The organism is Xanthobacter oligotrophicus (genome assembly GCF_008364685.1).
Classification (GTDB): Bacteria; Pseudomonadota; Alphaproteobacteria; order Rhizobiales; family Xanthobacteraceae; genus Xanthobacter; species Xanthobacter oligotrophicus.
The window spans coordinates 1-16,092 of the sequence record NZ_VTTL01000007.1 but is presented as its reverse complement, the minus strand read 5'-3'; the positions used below and the strand labels follow the sequence as shown (position 1 = coordinate 16,092).

Genomic DNA, 16,092 nt, shown 5'->3' with positions numbered 1-16,092 from the left:
CCCCACATGAGACCCCAGCGACCGCCCGCGGCGCGGCGCGGCCTCCACATGCGTCAACGCACGCGATGCGCGTAGAGCCGGCGCAGCATTGCTTACGCGCGACGGCCCGACCTGCGACCAAGCTTCAATGATTTCAGGCCATCGGTGAGCTTTATCCGATGTTCCGCCAGGAGAGTCCTAACGTAAATGCACCAGATACAACCCGATTCTGGCGAATGCGAATCGCCCGGCCGCTAACTCTCTTTCGCAATTCGGGAATGGCCAAGTTCACCTTGCGGGCCACCCCAAGCTATTGGCCTGCCGCGCCGCAGCATATAGGTTTGGACGTTCAAGGATGTGGGCACGGCACGGATGCGCGTTGGGGGCTTTATGAGCAACGGGAAGACGGGGCGGTTGCGCGGGCGCAAGGCCATGGACGGCGCGACGGTGTCGCGCGCGCTGCGGGCCGGGGCGCGAATCGGTGCAGCCTCGGTGCTGGCCGCCGGCATGGTCGTGCCAGTCACCGCCTGGGCGCAGAGTGTCACCATCACCGGCGACGTGAACCCCAGCCCCGCCGTCTCGCCCAACTGGAACGCGGGCCCCGTGCTTCTGGTCGGCGTTTCGAGCGAAGGCAGCCTCACGGTGGCAGGCGGGGGCACCGTTTCCGCGTCGACCGTCCAGCTGGGCGCCACTGCCACCGGAATCGGCACCGCGACCGTGACCGGGGCGGGCTCGTCGCTCTCCAGCACGGTGCTTTATTCCGGCTTTCTCGGCACCGGCACGCTGAACGTGGAGGACGGCGCCAGCGTCTCCGCGACGGTGGCCTTCATCGGCGGCTTCAACGAAGGCACCGCGACGGTGACCGGGAAGGGATCCTCCCTGTCCAGCACGTCGGTGCTTTACGTGGGCTTTCTCGGCTCCGGCACGCTGAACGTCGAGGATGGCGGCGCCGCGTCCGCCGTCAGTGTCCAGATCGGCGGTTTCAAGGACGGCACGGCGACCGTGACCGGGAAGGATTCCTCCCTCACCGGCTCCTATGACCTCTATGTCGGATACCAGGGCTCCGGCACGCTGAACGTGGAGAATGGCGGCACCGTCTCCGCCCCCACCGTCTATATCGGCGGCTACAAGGACGGCACCGTTACCGTCACCGGCGCCAACTCGAGCCTGTCAGGTGACACGCTCTATGTGGGCTTCAAGGACGCCGGCACCCTCAACGTGGAGGACGGCGGCAGCGCGTCCGCATCGACGATCTATATCGGCTACGACAAGGGCGGCATCGGGACCGGCACGGGCACCGGCATCGCCACCGTTACCGGCTCCGGATCGAGCCTCTCCGGCGACACGCTCTATGTGGGCTATAAGGCCGCCGGCACGCTGAACGTCACCGATGGCGGCAGCGTCTCCGACAAGGACGGCTACCTGGGCGCCGGCGGGACGGCCGGTACGGCCACGGTCTCCGGTGCCGGATCGACCTGGAGCAACAGCGCCAGCCTTCGCATCGAGAGCGGCAGCAGCCTCGCCGTCACCAATGGCGGCAGCGTCACTGACAAGGACGGCTACCTGGGCGCCAGCGGGACGGCCGGCACGGCCACGGTCTCCGGCGCCGGATCGATCTGGAGCAACAGCGCCAGCCTTCACATCGACGGCGGCAGCAGCCTCACCGTCGCCGACGGCGGCGTGGTGAAGGTCGGGACGACCGGAACCGGGAAGATCGATATCGCGACCGCCGCGGACAGCGCCGGCACCCTCGTCATCGGCGCGGCGGCAGCCGATGCGCCGGCGGCGGCGGGCACGCTTCAGGTGGGCTCCATCGCGTTCGGCGATGGCGCCGGCACCCTCGTCCTCAACCATACCGCGACCTCCGCCAGCCCCTACGATCTCGGCGTCAAGATTGCCAGCACCGGCACCGCCAGCGCCATCGACGTGTATGCAGGCGTCACCCGCCTCACCGGCGACGATTCCGGCTTCAAGGGCCTGACCACCGTCCATGGCGGCACCCTGCTGGTGGGCGCAGACGGCGGCAGCACCGTGCTCGGCGGCAACGTGGTGGTGGACAGCGCCGGCACCCTGGGCGGCTACGGCAAGATCGGCGGCAACCTCACGGTGGCCGGCACCCTGGCGCCGGGCAATTCCATCGGCACCCTGACGGTGGGCGGCGACACCGGCTTCACGGCCACCTCCACCTATGCGGTGGAGCTGAACACCACCACCGGCGCGGCGGACAAGACCGTCGTGGAGGGCGCGACCACCATCGCCAGCGGCGCCGTGCTCGACGTGGACCGCTCCGGCTCCGGCCCCTACCTGGTGGGCACGCGCTACACCGTGCTGACGTCCGCAGGCGGCATCACCGGCCTCTTCGCCCTCACCGGCGACACCACCCTGACCCCGTTCTACGACCTCGGCCTCGTCTCCGACGGCACCACCATGGCGCTGGAGGTGGAGAAGACCACCCAGTTCGCCGACGCCGCCCTCACCTTCAACCAGCGCAATACCGCCGCCGCCCTCGACCGGCTGCCGGCGGACGGCGCCCTCTCCTTCGCGGTGGGCAACCAGGCGAGCTTCGCCGCCGCCCGCGCCGCCTTCGACCTCCTGTCCGGCGAGCTCTATGCCAGCGCCAAGACGGTGTTCATCGAAGAGAGCCGCTTCGTGCGCAACGCCATGAACGACCGCCTGCGCGCTGCCACGGACGCGCCCGGGGCGGTGAGCACGCCGGCGCTCGCATACGTCAAGGGCGTGCCCACCAAGGTGGAACCCACCCACGACGGGCTCGTGTTCTGGGCCTCGGGCTTCGGCTCCTGGGGCTCCATCGACACCGACGGCAATGCGGCGAGCCTCGACAGCTCCACCGCCGGCCTGCTGGTGGGTGCCGACGCCCCGCTGGGCGACTGGCGCTTCGGTGTCCTCGCCGGCTACAGCGGCTCGTCCTTCTCGGTGGACGACCGCGCCTCCTCCGGCAGCAGCGACAATTACCATGTGGGCCTTTATGGCGGCACCGCCTGGGGCGCGCTCTCCCTGCGCACCGGCGCGGCCTATACGTGGCAGGACGTGTCCACCACCCGCACGGTGGCCTTCCCCGGCCTGTTCGACCGGCTCTCGGGCGATTACACCGCCGGCACCGCACAGGTGTTCGGCGAGCTGGGCTGGCGGATCAATGCTGCCGGTGTCGCCTTCGAGCCCTTCGCCAACCTCGCCTATGTGAACCTCGACACCAAGGGCTTCACCGAGACCGGCGGCATCGCGGCGCTGACCGTGGACGGCGAGACCACCGGCGTCACCTTCACCACCCTGGGGCTTCGGGCCTCCGCCGCCTTCGACCTCGGCTCCATGGCCGCGGTGGCGCGGGGCACGCTGGGCTGGCGGCACGCCTTCGGCGACACCACGCCCACCTCGGTCAACGCCTTCGCGCTGTTCGACGCCTACACGGTGGCGGGCGTGCCCATCGCCGAGGACGCGGCGGTGGTGGAAGCCGGCCTCGACATCAAGCTGTCCCCGCAGGCGACGCTCGGCCTCGTCTATGCCGGCCAGTTCGCCTCGGGCGCCACCGACAACGGCGGCAAGGCCACACTGTCCTACAAGTTCTGAGCGCGGGAGCGCCCAGGCTGATCCAGCCGGGGCGCGATGCACCGCCTGGAGCAAGCCCGTCCCGGCCTCGGTCCCTGACCGAGGCCGTTGGCGTCAGCTCCGCAGGCCCGGCGCCTCCTGGCCGGTGCGGGCCACATATTCGGTGTAGCCGCCGCCATATTGGTGGATGCCGTCGGGGGTCAGCTCCAGCACCCGGTTGGACAGGGCGGCGAGGAAATGCCGGTCGTGCGAGACGAACAGCATGGTGCCCTCATAGTCCGCCAGCGCGGCGATGAGCATCTCCTTGGTGGTGATGTCGAGATGGTTGGTGGGCTCGTCCAGCACCAGGAAATTGGGCGGATCGTAGAGCATCCGCGCCATGGCGAGGCGGGCCTTCTCGCCGCCTGACAGCACCCGGCAGCGCTTGTCCGCATCCTCGCCCGAGAAGCCGAAGCAGCCGGCGAGCGCACGCAGGGCGCCCTGCCCGGCCTGGGGGAATGAATCCTCCAGGGTCTCGAACACGGTGCGCTCGCCCTCCAGCACCTCCATGGCGTGCTGGGCGAAATAGGCCATCTTCACGCTGCCGCCCACCGCCACCGTGCCGGCGTCCGGCTCGGTGGCGCCCGTCACCAGCTTCAGCAGGGTGGACTTGCCGGCGCCGTTGACGCCCATGACGCACCAGCGCTCGCGGCGGCGCACATGGAAGTCCAGCCCCTCATAGATGGTGCGGCTGCCATAGCTCTTGTGCACGCCCTTCAGGCTCGCCACGTCCTCGCCGGAGCGCGGCGCCGGCTGGAACTCGAACGACACGCTCTCGCGGCGGCGGGGCGGCTCCACCCGGTCGATCTTGTCCAGCTTCTTGACCCGGCTCTGCACCTGCGCGGCATGGGAGGCCCGGGCCTTGAACCGCTCGATGAACTGGATCTCCTTGGCCAGCATGGCCTGCTGGCGCTCGAACTGGGCCTGCTGCTGCTTCTCGTTCAGCGCCCGCTGCTGGGCGTAGAATTCATAGTCGCCCGAATAGGTGGTGAGGGCGCCGGCGTCGATCTCCACGATCTTGGTGACGATGCGGTTCATGAAGGCGCGGTCGTGCGAAGTCATCATCAGCGCGCCGTCGAAGCCCTTCAGGAAGGCCTCCAGCCAGATCAGGCTTTCGATGTCCAGATGGTTGGACGGCTCGTCCAGCAGCATCACGTCCGGGCGCATGAGCAGGATGCGAGCCAGCGCCACGCGCATCTTCCAACCGCCGGAGAGCTTGCCCACGTCGCCGTCCATCATCTCCTGGCTGAAGCCGAGGCCCGCCAGCACCTCGGCGGCGCGGCCCTCCAGCGCGTAGCCGCCCAGCTCCTCGAACCGGCCCTGCACCTCGCCATAGCGCTCGATGATGGCGTCCATCTCGTCGGCGCGCTCGGGGTCGGCCATGGCCGTCTCCAGCTCCTTCAGCTCGGCGGCGACGACGCTCACCGGGCCGGCGCCGTCCATCACCTCGGCCAGCGCGCTGCGGCCTTCCATCTCGCCCACGTCCTGGCTGAAATAGCCGATGGTGATGCCGCGATCGACGCTCACCTGCCCCTCGTCGGGGGGCTCCTCGCCGGTGATCATGCGGAACAGCGTGGTCTTGCCGGCGCCGTTGGGGCCGACGAGGCCGATCTTCTCGCCCTTCAGCAAGGCCGCCGAGGCTTCGATGAAGACGATCTGCTTGCCGTTCTGCTTGCCGATATTGTCGAGACGTATCATGCGCGGGGATCTCGGGGAGATGGGGAGCTTGTGCGCGCAAATAGGCCATCAGGCGCCCGCGGGAAAGGGCGCGCGGGCCACGCCGGCCGGCCGAAAGGCCTTTGCCGTGCCAGCGTGCGGCCCGCCAACGCAGGCCACGCTCAAGCCCAATAGACTGTGAATACAGGAGAAATAGCGGCAGAGATGACGCCGGGGACGGCCGGCACCCGCCTCAGGTCACGAGGTCGCGGCAAGGCCGTGCGGCAGGGGCTCGGTTCGCACCGGAGGCTCCAGTTCGGGCGTGGCCCCGCTGCCGTCCAGCGGCAGGCTGAAGACGGCGGTGAGCCCGCCCGGCCGGTTGGCGAGGGTCACGTCGCCACCGTGGCGGCGCGCCACGGTGCGCACGATGGCAAGGCCCAGGCCATGGCCGCCGGTCTCCATGCAGCGCGAGCTTTCCAGCCGGAAGAAGGGGGCGAACACCTGCTCCTTCAGCTCCTCGGCGATGCCCGGCCCGTCATCCTCCACCACGATCAAAGCGGCATCGCCATTGCGCTCCACCCGCACCCGCGCCCGCTCGCCGTAGCGCACGGCATTCTCCACCAGGTTGCGGCAGGCGCGGCGCACCGCATCCGGCCGGCAGCGGCAGCCGACCTTGGGGGAGTCCTCGAAGGTCACGTCCCAGCCGATCTCGGCGAGGTCGTCGCACAGGCTCTCCACCAGCGCCGACAATTCCACCGTGCGGGTGGTCTCGGCGGTGGCGTCGGCGCGCACGAAGGCAAGGCTTGCCTCCGCCATGCCCTGGATCTCGGCGATGGTGCCGAGCATCTTCTCGCGCAGCTCGTCGTCGGCGACGAATTCGGCGCGCAGGCGCAGGGAGGTGAGCGGCGTGCGCAGATCGTGGCTCAGGGCCGCGAACATGCGGGTGCGGTCGTCCACGAACCGCGTCAGGCGCTCCTGCATGCGGTTGAAGGCGATCGCGGTCACGTCGTCCGGACCGCTCTCCGGCAGGGGCTCGATCTTCTCGCCGCGGCCGAAGGCTTCCGCCGCGTTGGCGAGACGCCGCAGCGGCCGCGTGATGCCCTGCGCGGCGACCACCGCGAGGACGCAGAAGAACAGGCCCGCAGCGCCGAGGAAGGTGAGCGAACGGGCGGTCCAGAACCACTCGCGGCCAGGCTTGACGAACGCCGCGTTGAGCCATGACCCGTTGGACATCTGCGCCGCGATGCCCATACCGTTCTCATCGTCGAGATAGATGAACTTGGCCGGCGTCGGCAGCGGCCAGGCCTCGGCCGAGAGCGGGACCCATTCGGTCGATCCGCCGGTCGTGGGTTCCTTCGGCAGCTGGAACACCGGCTGCTCCGGCTCCCCCGCGCCACCGTGCATGGGAAGCTGGACCCGCGGCAGCGGCCGGCGCAGTTCCCTCCAGGCGGAAGCGCGCCATTCCGCGGGTGGCTTCGGCGCTTCCGGCGAGATCCAGTAGCGGGTGAGGCTGGTATCGCTGGCGCGCAGGATGTCGCCTTGCAGCGACGGCGGCGTCGCCTCCAGCACCCGCACCAGCGCGGCGCAGCGGCTCAGCATCTCGCCCTTGGCCACCTTGCGCAGGGACTGGCCGTGCTGGTCCCATGAGATGCAGAACGCCACCACCTGCGACAAGGCGAGAATGACCAAAGTGAAGCAGATGAAGCGCGCCGCGAGGCTGCGCCGGAACAGGCGGATCATGAGCGTTCCACCTCCGCTGCAAGGCTGTAGCCGCCGCCCCAGTGGGTCTTGATGAGGGCGGGCACCTTGGGATCGGCCTCCACCTTCTTGCGCAGGCGGCTGACCTGGTTGTCGATGCTGCGGTCGAACGGATCGGCGCTGCGCCCCGCCGTGAGGTCGAGCAGTTGGTCGCGGCTCAGCACGATGCCGGGATGGTCGAGGAAGGCGCACAGCAGGCGGAACTCGGCGGTGCTCAGGGGCACGGCCACGTCGTCCTCAGCCATCAGTTCGCGGCGCCCCACGTCCAGCCGCCAGCGATCGAAGCGCACGGTCTTGGCGGCGATGTGCCCCTTCTGCGGCGGCAGGCTGTGGACGCGACGCAGCACCGCCTTGATGCGCGCCAGAAGCTCGCGCGGGCTGAAGGGCTTGGTGACATAATCGTCGGCGCCGATCTCGAGGCCGACGATGCGGTCGGTCTCCTCCGCCATGGCGGTGAGCAGGATCACCGGCAGGTCGGTGGTGCTGCGCAGGAAGCGGCACAGGGACAGGCCATCCTCGCCCGGCATCATCACATCCAGCACCACCAGATCGGGCGCGGCCCCGCGCTCCAGCTGGCGCCGCAGGGCCGCCGCGCTGTCCGCGAGGCTGGTGCGATAGCCGTGCTGGGTCAGGTACTTGCCGACGAGATCGCGGATGTCGCGATGGTCGTCCACGATGGCGATATGGGGTGCGCTGTCCATTTCCTCTGCTCCTTCAAGGACCATAGGCCGAGCGCGCGCATTGCCCACTGCAAAAGTGTATCAGGCTGTAACCGTTCACGGATTTGCGATCACCGGCGGCTCCCCGAGGCGCCGGAAGGGCGCTTTCGCCTTTGTCCGCGCCCGTTTCGCGCCTAGCCGTCGCCTGTGCCGGCCGCCGTGCGGGGCGGCGGAAACCCCTGATCGAATGGCCCGCCCCGGCTCAAATGTATCGGCCTGTGCCGAGGCGGCCGGACGCGACATTCAGCGACGATCCGGGCGGTTTTCGGGGACAGTTCTGCGACAGGCGCCCCCTAGGGTCTGGTCATCGGGCAGCGCACTGCTTCGGCGGGAAGCCTGCCTCGACGGATTGAGATCACATAAGGAATGAGTCCCATGCGTCATCTGATCATCGCCGCCGTTTCGGCGCTCGCCCTCACCTCCACCGCCGCCCTGGCCCAGGAAAGCGGCCAGAACACCACGCGGGAGGCGCCCCGCGCCTATGCCCCCGCCACCCACCAGAACAGCAAGGCCGCCCAGCCCTTCAACGTCCTCTCCGGACAGAAGGACCAGCAGACCATCACCGAGCAGGACCGCCTGTTCCTGGAGCAGGGTGACCGCGGCCTCGGCAACGGCTGAGGCACAGCCCGCCCAGGGCGGTCGGACCTGAGGCCGCCCCAGGCAGGCATTCCAACCACAGACCCCCACGGGCACGCCCCGCGGATGGACGGCTTCCGGTCCCCCCTCGGAAGCCGACCATCGGCGGGGCGCGCCTGTTTGGTCATGAGGGCGCGTTCCGCACTTTCACGGAGGTGAAATAAGGCGGCACGGCGCTGTAGGTTCCCCGCACGAAGGCACCGGCGTGCGGCCCGCGTGACGGGTCCGGCATCTTCCCAACACCGTCCGCGCAGACCAACATGGTCCCCGCCGGATCGGGACAGGATGTATCGGGATGTCGAAGGCGACGCGGGCCACCAAGATGCTGGAACAGGCGAAGATCGCCTTCACCGTGCACAGCTATGACTATGACCCCGACGCGGACCGCATCGGCATCCAGGCCGCCGAGGCCCTGGGGGAGACGCCGGAGCGCGTGCTGAAGACGCTGATGGCGCTGGTGGACGGCAAGGCGGTCTGCGTGATCGTGCCGTCGGACCACGAGGTCTCCATGAAGAAGCTCGCCGCCGCGTTCGGCGGCAAGTCCGCCCAGATGATGAAGCCGGCCGACGCCGAGCGCATGAGCGGCTACAAGGTAGGCGGCATCAGCCCGTTCGGGCAGATGAAGAAGGTGCCCGCCGCCATGGAAGAGCAAGCGGTGCACCACGACGCCGTCTTCATCAACGGCGGCCAGCGCGGGCTCCAGGTGCGCCTCAATCCGCGCGAGGCGGCGAGCCTGCTCAATGCCGCCGTGGTGTCGCTGGTGGCGTGAGCCGCGGCGGACCCCTCTCGCCTGATGCAGCCGCCTCCGTCTTCGGACCTGTCCCCTGAAACGGCAAAGGTACGTGGTGGCGCGTGCGGCATAGTTCGGCATCATACGACTGTCGACGCGCATTGACCTGGATCATGGGATATGCGCTCCTCCGCGCCCGATACTGATCCAAAGCCTGCCGGTAACGGTTTATACTGACCTAAGGTTAAGAAAACTGGCCAGAAGCAGGCGCGTACCTCTTCCTCGGAGGAAACAAGTCATGTCCCGCATCTTTGCGCTGGCCCTGACGGCCGGACTCACCTTGCTTGGCACGATCCCCGCCGCCCTGCCCGCCAGCGCCCAGACCATCAACGGCACGCCCGGCGCCCCGGATTCCACCATCGTCATCGACGGCAGCCAGATCCCGGCACCACCGCAGAAGTTCGAGGGCGTGATCAAGGAGCTGGCGCAGGACTCCAAGCCGTTCTGGCCGGCGCGGATCGTGCCGCCCGCCGGCGCGCCCAACGTGCTGCTCATCATGACCGACGACGTGGGCTTCGGCGCGCCGTCCACCTTCGGCGGCGTCATTCCCACGCCCAGCCTCGACCGCATCGCCAATGACGGGCTGCGCTACACCAATTTCCACTCCACCGCCCTGTGCTCGCCCACCCGCGCGGCGCTGATCACCGGGCGCAACCACCATTCCGCCGGCTTCGCGGTGGTATCCGAGATGGCCACGGGCTATCCGGGCTACAACAGCATTATCTCCAAAGACAAGGCCACCGTCGGCCGGATCCTGAGGGACAACGGCTACCGCACCTCGTGGTTCGGCAAGAACCACAACACGCCGGCCTTCCAGGCCATCTCCACCGGCCCGTTCGACCAATGGCCCACGGGCATGGGGTTTGAGTATTTCTACGGCTTCATGGGTGGCGACACCAGCCAGTGGCAGCCGGACAACCTGGCCCGCAACACCACCTATATCTATCCGTTCCAGGGCAATCCCTCGTTCAACCTGACCACGGCCATGGCGGACGAAGCCATCGCCTACATGAACAAGATCAATACCCTGACGCCGGACCAGCCGTTCTTCGTCTATTACGTGCCCGGCGGCACCCACGCCCCGCATCATGCGACCCCCGAATGGATCGAGAAGGCGACGAACCTGCACCTGTTCGACAAGGGCTGGAACGCGCTGCGCGAGCAGATCTTCGAGAACCAGAAGAAGCTCGGCGTCATCCCGCAGAACGCGAAGATGACGCCCTGGCCGGACGACCTGCTGAAGCGCTGGGACAAGCTCACCGACGACGAGCAGAAGATGTTCAAGCGTCAGGTAGATGTCTATGCCGCCTTCCTGATGTATACGGACAATGAGATCGGCCGCGTCATCCAGGCGGTCGAGGACATGGGCAAGCTGGACAACACGCTGATCATCTATATCAGCGGCGACAACGGCTCCAGCGCCGAAGGCACGCTCATCGGCACCCCCAACGAAGTCGCCATGTTCAACGGCGTCGACGTGCCGGTGGAAGACCAGCTGAAGTATTTCTATGACGTCTGGGGCTCGGACAAGACCTACAACCACATGGCGGTGGGCTGGACCTGGGCCTTTTCCACCCCCTTCTCCTGGACCAAGCAGGTGGCTTCCCATTTCGGCGGCACCCGGCAGGGCGTGGCCATCTCCTGGCCCAAGGCGATCAAGGACAAGGGCGGCATCCGCACCCAGTTTCACCATGTGATCGACATCGCGCCGACCATCCTGGAGGCCACCGGCATCAAGGCTCCCGATATGGTGGATGGCATCAAGCAGGCCCCCATCGAGGGGGTCAGCATGGCCTATACCTTCGACAAGGCCAATGCGACCGCGCCCTCCACCCACAAGACCCAGTATTTTGAGATGATGGGCGACCATGCCATCTATAACGACGGCTGGATGCTGAGCAGCAAGGTGATGCGCCCGCCGTGGGTGACGCAGGGCACCCTGGTCTCCGATCCCGCCAAATATCCGTGGGAACTCTATAATATTTCGGAAGACTGGACCCAGTACGAGGACGTTTCCGCCAAATATCCCGACAAGGTCAAGGCGATGGCGGACCTGTTCTGGTCCGAGGCCCGGAAATACCAGGTGCTTCCCCTCGATTCCACCGTGGCCACGCGGCTCATCACGCCGCGCCCGAGCATCACCGCGGGCCGCAACGTCTTCACCTGGACCACGCCGCTCACCGGCACGCCCAATGGCGACGCGCCCTCGGTGCTGAACACCTCCTACAGCTTCACGGCGGATGTGGTGGTGCCCGAGGGCGGCGGCGACGGCATGCTCATCACCCAGGGCGGCCGGTTCGCCGGCTATGGCTTCTACCTGCTGAAGGGCAAGCCCACCTTCACCTGGAACCTCGTGGGCCTGAAGAAGGTGAAGTGGCAGGGCACCGAGCCACTGGCACCGGGCAAGCACACCCTGGTGTTCGACTTCAAGTATGACGGCCTCGGCATGGCGACGCTGGCCTTCGGTTCCGGCAGCGGCCTCGGCCAGGGCGGCACCGGGACGCTGAGCGTGGACGGCAAGGTGGTGGCGACGACCTCCATGCCCCACACCATCCCGCTCATCCTCGCCTGGGACGAGAATTTGGACGTGGGCTCCGACACCGGCACGCCGGTGGACGATGCGGACTATCAGGTGCCGTTCGCCTTCACCGGCAAGATCAACAAGATCACGCTGGCCATCGACCATCCGAAGCTGACGCCGGACGATATCGCCAAGCTGCGCGACGCCGCGGCCAAGGCTGCCGACGGCCCGTCGAAATAGGCGGACCGGTGCCCCAGGATCGCCCGCGCTCCGGACATCCTCCGGCGCGCGGGCAGCCGGTTATCGGCGCCAGACGAGACATGCGAAGTGATACCTGCGAAGTGATACCTGCGGAGCGTTGCCGACCCCGCCCCGAGCGATAAGGAAGCTGAGATCATGACCCTGCCCCCTTCCTGCGCGCCTAGGCCTCCGCGCCGCCGCGGCGCCCCCTTCGCCGCCCCTTTGGCCGCACCTCTGGCTGCCGCCTGTTGTGCTGTCCTGTCGCTTGCGGCCCCCACCCGCGCCGCCGACCTCGCGACCGCCCCGACCATGGCCGCCACCGCATTTTCGCCGCCGCCCGAGTCGAAATGGCAGTTCGAGGCGGTGCTCTACGGCTGGGCCACGGGCATCAACGGCAACCTCGGCATCCGCGACCTGCCGACCTTTCCGGTCGATGCCTCGTTCGCGGACATCCTGTCCCATTTCGACGGCGCGCTGATGGGTAGCTTCCTCGCCAAGAAGGACGACTGGACCCTGTTCGCCGACCTGTTCTGGTCCAAGCTGAGCGCCAGCAAGTCCATCGATGATGGCCGCGGCACCCAGTTCGACCTGTCGCAACGCCTCCTGATCGTCTCCGGCGCCGCCGGCTATCGCCTGCCCATCGGTGGGCCGGGCTTCGACCTCAGCGCCACGGCGGGCTTCCGCTACCAGCGCCTGACCGCCGACACCACGCTCTCCTCCTTCGGCGGCATCCTCTCCCTGGCCGAAACCGACGTGAAGGACTGGCTGGATCCGGTGTTCGGCCTCGCCTTGCAATATCGCATCAACGAGAAGTGGTTCCTCAACGCCCTCGCCGACGTGGGCGGCTTCGGCCTCCCCTCCAGCTCCAAGCTGACATCGCAGGGGCTGGTCTCGGTGGGCTACAACTGGACCGAGGCCTGGTCCACGGCCATCGGCTACCGGGCGCTCTATACCGACTACGAATCGGTGACCGGCCCGCGCTCGAACTTCCGCTACGAGACGACGCTCCACGGCCCCTTCATGAGCATCGCCTACCACTTCTGAGCAACGCGCCCCGCCTTCGAGAAAGCGCAGGCTTCTGCCGATCAGACGGCTCCGCAATCTGGTCGGCTCGAGCTCCCGCGAGCGGGGGCTCACGCGAGGTAGGAATAGCTCCCTCCTCATTAATAAATCAGAACGATTTATTAATTGACACAAGCTCATGTTGTGGTTCATCATTCCCGGCACAATAAGACGATCCGGCGCGCAATGGCGGGCGCCGCCGGACCGCCCGCCAAGGCGCCGAACGGGGTCGACAGATTTCATGCAGCGCAGCCCCCTGAAGGACGATCCCGGTCCGGTCCACGCCGCGCACGGGCGCGGCACGAACCAGACCGGCGTGCGCCTCTACAACGAGCGGCTGATCCTCTCCCTCATCCGCCGCCACGGCCGCCTGACCAAGGTGGACATCGCCCGCCTCACCGGCCTGTCGCTGCAGACCACCACGGTGGTCATGAACCGGCTGGAGGCCGACGGCCTGCTGCTCGCCGGCGAACGCCAGCGCGGGCGGATCGGCCAGCCGGCGGTACCCTATTCGCTCAATCCCGATGGCGCCTACGGCCTCGGCATGGTGGTGGGCCGGCGCGCCTGCGAGCTGGTGCTGATGGATTTCGTCGCGGGCGTGCGCCGGCGCGAGCGCCTGACCTATCCCTATCCCCTGCCCGACCAACTCATCGCCTTCGCCGGCCGCACCCTTCCCGACCTCATCGCGACGCTGCCGCCCGCGGCCCAGGCGCGCATCTGCGGCACCGGCATCGCCATGCCGTTCGAGCTGTGGAACTGGGAGGAAGTGCTGGAGGCCCCCAAGGATGCCCTTGCCGGGTGGCACGACTTCGACATGGCGGCCGAACTGTCCCGCATCGCCCCCGGCCCGGTGCGGGTCATGAACGACGCCACCGCCGCCTGCGCCGCGGAGCTGACCTTCGGCGGCGGCTCGGCCTACCGCGACTTCGCCTATTTCTACATCGCCACCTTCATCGGCGGCGGCATCGTGCTGAACGGCAGCCTGTTTCCCGGCCGCAGCGGCAATGCCGGCGCCTTCGGCTCCATGCCGGTGGTGGCCCGCAACCCCAGTGGCGGCGCGGGAGTCCAGCAGCTCATCCGCTCGGCCTCCCTCTACCGGCTGGAGCGCCAGCTCGGCGCCATCGGCATCGCGGGCTCGCAATTGTGGGAGCAGCCGGACGACTGGACCCGCTTTTCCGCTCCCGTCGATGCCTGGATCGAGGAGGCCGCCGAAGGCCTCGCCCAGGCCATCGCGTCCTGCCTCGCGGTGGTGGATTTCGAGGCCATGGTCATCGACGGCGCCTTTCCCGCCCCGGTCCGGGACAAATTGGTGAAGCGCACCGCCGCCGCCTTCGCCCGCCTCGACCGGCAGGGCCTGACCGAGACCCGCATCGTCGCCGGCACCATGGGCCGCGCGGCGCGGGCCATCGGCGGCGCCGCTCTGCCTTTGCTCGACACCTTCGGCCGCGACCTCGACGTTCTGTTCAAGGACTGACCATGCTCAAAGGCATCGACCCCGTGCTGGGTCCCGACCTGCTGGCCACCCTGCGCGCCATGGGCCACGGCGACGAGATCGCCATCGTGGACGCCAATTATCCGGCTGAGGCCCATGCCAAGCGCCTCGTGCGCATGGACGGGCACGACGCCCCGCGCCTCGTGGACGCCGTGCTCTCCGTGATGCCGCTGGATACCGACGTGCCCGAGGCTGCCTTCCGCCCCTGCGCCTTCGGCGACTGCGCGCGAAAGGAGAGCGTGTTTTCCGAGTTCGAGGCCGCCATCGCCGCCCGCGAGCCCGGCTTCAGCCTGGTGCCCATCGCCGGCCCCAGCTTCTACGACCGGGTGCGCGCGGCCTATGCCATCGTCGCCAGCGGCGAGCGCCGGCTCTACGGCAACATCATCCTGCGCAAGGGCGTGATCCGGCCGGAAGGGGACGCGCTATGATCCTGGTCTGCGGCGAAGCCCTCATCGACCTCCTGGTGGGCGCCCCCGAAGGCAACGAGATGCCCGCGCGCGCGGTGGCCGGCGGCTCGCCCTTCAACGTGGCGGTGGGCCTTGCCCGGCTCGGCGCGCCCACCGCCTTCTTCGGCGGCATCTCCCGCGACCGCTTCGGCACCCACCTCGTGGACGTGCTGGCCCGCGAGGGCGTGGACCCGCGCTTCGTGGTGCGCTCCGACAGCCTCTCCACCATCTCGGTGGTGGCGACCCAGGCCGACGGCCAGCCGCTCTATTCCTTCCATGGCGCGGGCGCTGCCGACCGCATGCTGACCCCCGACCGCCTGCCGCCGGCCCTGCCGGACGAGGTGCGCGCCCTGACCTTCGGCTCCTACACCCTGGTGGTGGAGCCGGTGGCCTCCACCTATGCCGCGCTGGCCGAGCGGGAAGCGGGGCGGCGCGTCATCAGCGTCGATCCCAACCTGCGGCCGGGGGTGGTGGGGGACCTCAGCCGCTGGGCCGAAACAACGGAGCGCTTCTTCCGCACCGCCGATATCGTGAAGGCCAGCGACGAGGACATCCACATCGCCTTCGGCGGACGCATGGGGCTTGCCGATGCGGCACGCCGGTTCCTCGACCTCGGCGCGAAGCTGGTGGTGATCACCCGCGGGGACAAGGGCGCCGTCGCCTACTCCCGGGCCGGCGAGGTCAGCGTGCCGGGGCGCAGCGTGGTGGTGCGCGACACGGTGGGCGCGGGCGACACCTTCCACGCCGCCCTGCTCGCCGGTCTGCAACGCACCGGCCGGCTCGAAGGCGCCGCCATCGCCGCCCTCGACACCGAGGCCATGGGCGAGCTGGTGGCCTACGGCACGGCCGCCGCCGCCATCACCTGCTCGCGCGCCGGGGCGGACCTGCCCACCGCTGCCGAAGTGGAAGCCAGCCTCTCGCTGGCCATGGCAAGCTGAGGGGAGCCGGGACGGCTTTCAAGCGTTGGCCTGAGCCATGAACCGTGGATGCCCGGAACTCGGGTGTTCCCGAGTTCCGGCTTCGGGCACCAGGCCTGCCATGACGGAGGCGCGCGCCCGGAACAGCGCCACACCCCAAAACAAGACGCCCGGGTCACCGCAAAGCCGGGCGGGGTCCGGGCGGTTGGTTTCCCGCCTGGGGCCTGGGCTGGCCCCCCCCCCGCCGGGGGGGCCCGCCCGCGCGGGGCGGCG

Annotated in this window: 11 protein-coding genes; 8 read left to right on the top strand and 3 right to left on the bottom strand. The window is 68.6% G+C overall.

The window, feature by feature from the left end; translation table 11 throughout:
• Positions 1 to 369 precede the first annotated feature (369 nt).
• Positions 370 to 3,564: an autotransporter domain-containing protein gene (locus tag FZ033_RS12595; RefSeq protein ID WP_232847461.1), complete on the top strand. Its 3,195-nt coding sequence runs from the start codon at positions 370 to 372 to the stop codon at positions 3,562 to 3,564.
• Between the two features lie 93 nt (positions 3,565 to 3,657).
• Here FZ033_RS12595 and FZ033_RS12590 read toward each other — a convergent pair whose 3' ends face one another.
• The 3 genes from FZ033_RS12590 to FZ033_RS12580 all read right to left on the bottom strand — a co-directional run bounded on the left by FZ033_RS12590 (position 3,658) and on the right by FZ033_RS12580 (position 7,697).
• Entirely contained in the window at positions 3,658 to 5,280 is a 1,623-nt protein-coding gene (locus tag FZ033_RS12590) for an ABC-F family ATP-binding cassette domain-containing protein (RefSeq protein ID WP_149576490.1), read from the bottom strand.
• 216 nt (positions 5,281 to 5,496) lie between these two features.
• Positions 5,497 to 6,978: an ATP-binding protein gene (locus FZ033_RS12585; protein WP_149576489.1), complete on the bottom strand. Its 1,482-nt coding sequence runs from the start codon at positions 6,976 to 6,978 to the stop codon at positions 5,497 to 5,499.
• Entirely contained in the window at positions 6,975 to 7,697 is a 723-nt protein-coding gene (locus tag FZ033_RS12580; protein WP_149576488.1) for a response regulator, read from the bottom strand. Before FZ033_RS12580 ends, FZ033_RS12585 begins: the two co-directional genes overlap by 4 nt.
• A gap of 393 nt (positions 7,698 to 8,090) precedes the next feature.
• Between FZ033_RS12580 and FZ033_RS12575 the strand changes: the two genes are divergently transcribed.
• From FZ033_RS12575 to FZ033_RS12545, 7 genes are all read left to right on the top strand, one after another.
• Positions 8,091 to 8,333 carry a hypothetical protein gene (locus FZ033_RS12575; RefSeq protein WP_149576487.1) on the top strand — a complete coding sequence of 81 codons (243 nt, stop codon included), beginning with the start codon at positions 8,091 to 8,093 and terminating at the stop codon, positions 8,331 to 8,333.
• Positions 8,334 to 8,646: 313 nt separating this feature from the next.
• Positions 8,647 to 9,120 carry a Cys-tRNA(Pro) deacylase gene (gene ybaK, locus FZ033_RS12570; RefSeq protein WP_149576486.1) on the top strand — a complete coding sequence of 158 codons (474 nt, stop codon included), beginning with the start codon at positions 8,647 to 8,649 and terminating at the stop codon, positions 9,118 to 9,120.
• A gap of 259 nt (positions 9,121 to 9,379) precedes the next feature.
• Positions 9,380 to 11,902 carry an arylsulfatase gene (locus FZ033_RS12565; RefSeq protein ID WP_149576485.1) on the top strand — a complete coding sequence of 841 codons (2,523 nt, stop codon included), beginning with the start codon at positions 9,380 to 9,382 and terminating at the stop codon, positions 11,900 to 11,902.
• A gap of 156 nt (positions 11,903 to 12,058) precedes the next feature.
• The gene (locus FZ033_RS12560; RefSeq protein WP_149576484.1) at positions 12,059 to 12,946 is read left to right on the top strand and encodes a hypothetical protein; all 888 of its coding nucleotides are present in this window, start codon (positions 12,059 to 12,061) and stop codon (positions 12,944 to 12,946) included.
• Between the two features lie 259 nt (positions 12,947 to 13,205).
• Positions 13,206 to 14,438: an ROK family transcriptional regulator gene (locus FZ033_RS12555; protein ID WP_149576483.1), complete on the top strand. Its 1,233-nt coding sequence runs from the start codon at positions 13,206 to 13,208 to the stop codon at positions 14,436 to 14,438.
• Positions 14,439 to 14,440: 2 nt separating this feature from the next.
• Positions 14,441 to 14,884, top strand: coding sequence for an RbsD/FucU family protein (locus FZ033_RS12550; protein ID WP_149576482.1), 444 nt, complete (start codon positions 14,441 to 14,443; stop codon positions 14,882 to 14,884).
• Complete coding sequence (locus FZ033_RS12545) at positions 14,881 to 15,840, top strand: carbohydrate kinase family protein (protein ID WP_149576481.1); 960 nt, start codon at positions 14,881 to 14,883, stop codon at positions 15,838 to 15,840. The genes FZ033_RS12550 and FZ033_RS12545 overlap by 4 nt, the downstream gene beginning before the upstream one ends.
• The last annotated feature ends 252 nt before the right edge of the window (positions 15,841 to 16,092 follow it).

Excerpts from the sequence above, each read along its gene's own strand:
- FZ033_RS12560 (WP_149576484.1), top strand. The coding sequence starts at position 12,059 with ATGACCCTGCCCCCTTCCTGCGCGCCTAGGCCTCCGCGCCGCCGCGGC.
- FZ033_RS12595 (WP_232847461.1), top strand. The coding sequence starts at position 370 with ATGAGCAACGGGAAGACGGGGCGGTTGCGCGGGCGCAAGGCCATGGAC.
- ybaK (WP_149576486.1), top strand. The coding sequence starts at position 8,647 with ATGTCGAAGGCGACGCGGGCCACCAAGATGCTGGAACAGGCGAAGATC.
- FZ033_RS12545 (WP_149576481.1), top strand. The coding sequence starts at position 14,881 with ATGATCCTGGTCTGCGGCGAAGCCCTCATCGACCTCCTGGTGGGCGCC.
- FZ033_RS12565 (WP_149576485.1), top strand. The coding sequence starts at position 9,380 with ATGTCCCGCATCTTTGCGCTGGCCCTGACGGCCGGACTCACCTTGCTT.
- FZ033_RS12550 (WP_149576482.1), top strand. The coding sequence starts at position 14,441 with ATGCTCAAAGGCATCGACCCCGTGCTGGGTCCCGACCTGCTGGCCACC.
- FZ033_RS12575 (WP_149576487.1), top strand. The coding sequence starts at position 8,091 with ATGCGTCATCTGATCATCGCCGCCGTTTCGGCGCTCGCCCTCACCTCC.
- FZ033_RS12555 (WP_149576483.1), top strand. The coding sequence starts at position 13,206 with ATGCAGCGCAGCCCCCTGAAGGACGATCCCGGTCCGGTCCACGCCGCG.
- FZ033_RS12590 (WP_149576490.1), bottom strand. The coding sequence starts at position 5,280 with ATGATACGTCTCGACAATATCGGCAAGCAGAACGGCAAGCAGATCGTC.
- FZ033_RS12580 (WP_149576488.1), bottom strand. The coding sequence starts at position 7,697 with ATGGACAGCGCACCCCATATCGCCATCGTGGACGACCATCGCGACATC.
- FZ033_RS12585 (WP_149576489.1), bottom strand. The coding sequence starts at position 6,978 with ATGATCCGCCTGTTCCGGCGCAGCCTCGCGGCGCGCTTCATCTGCTTC.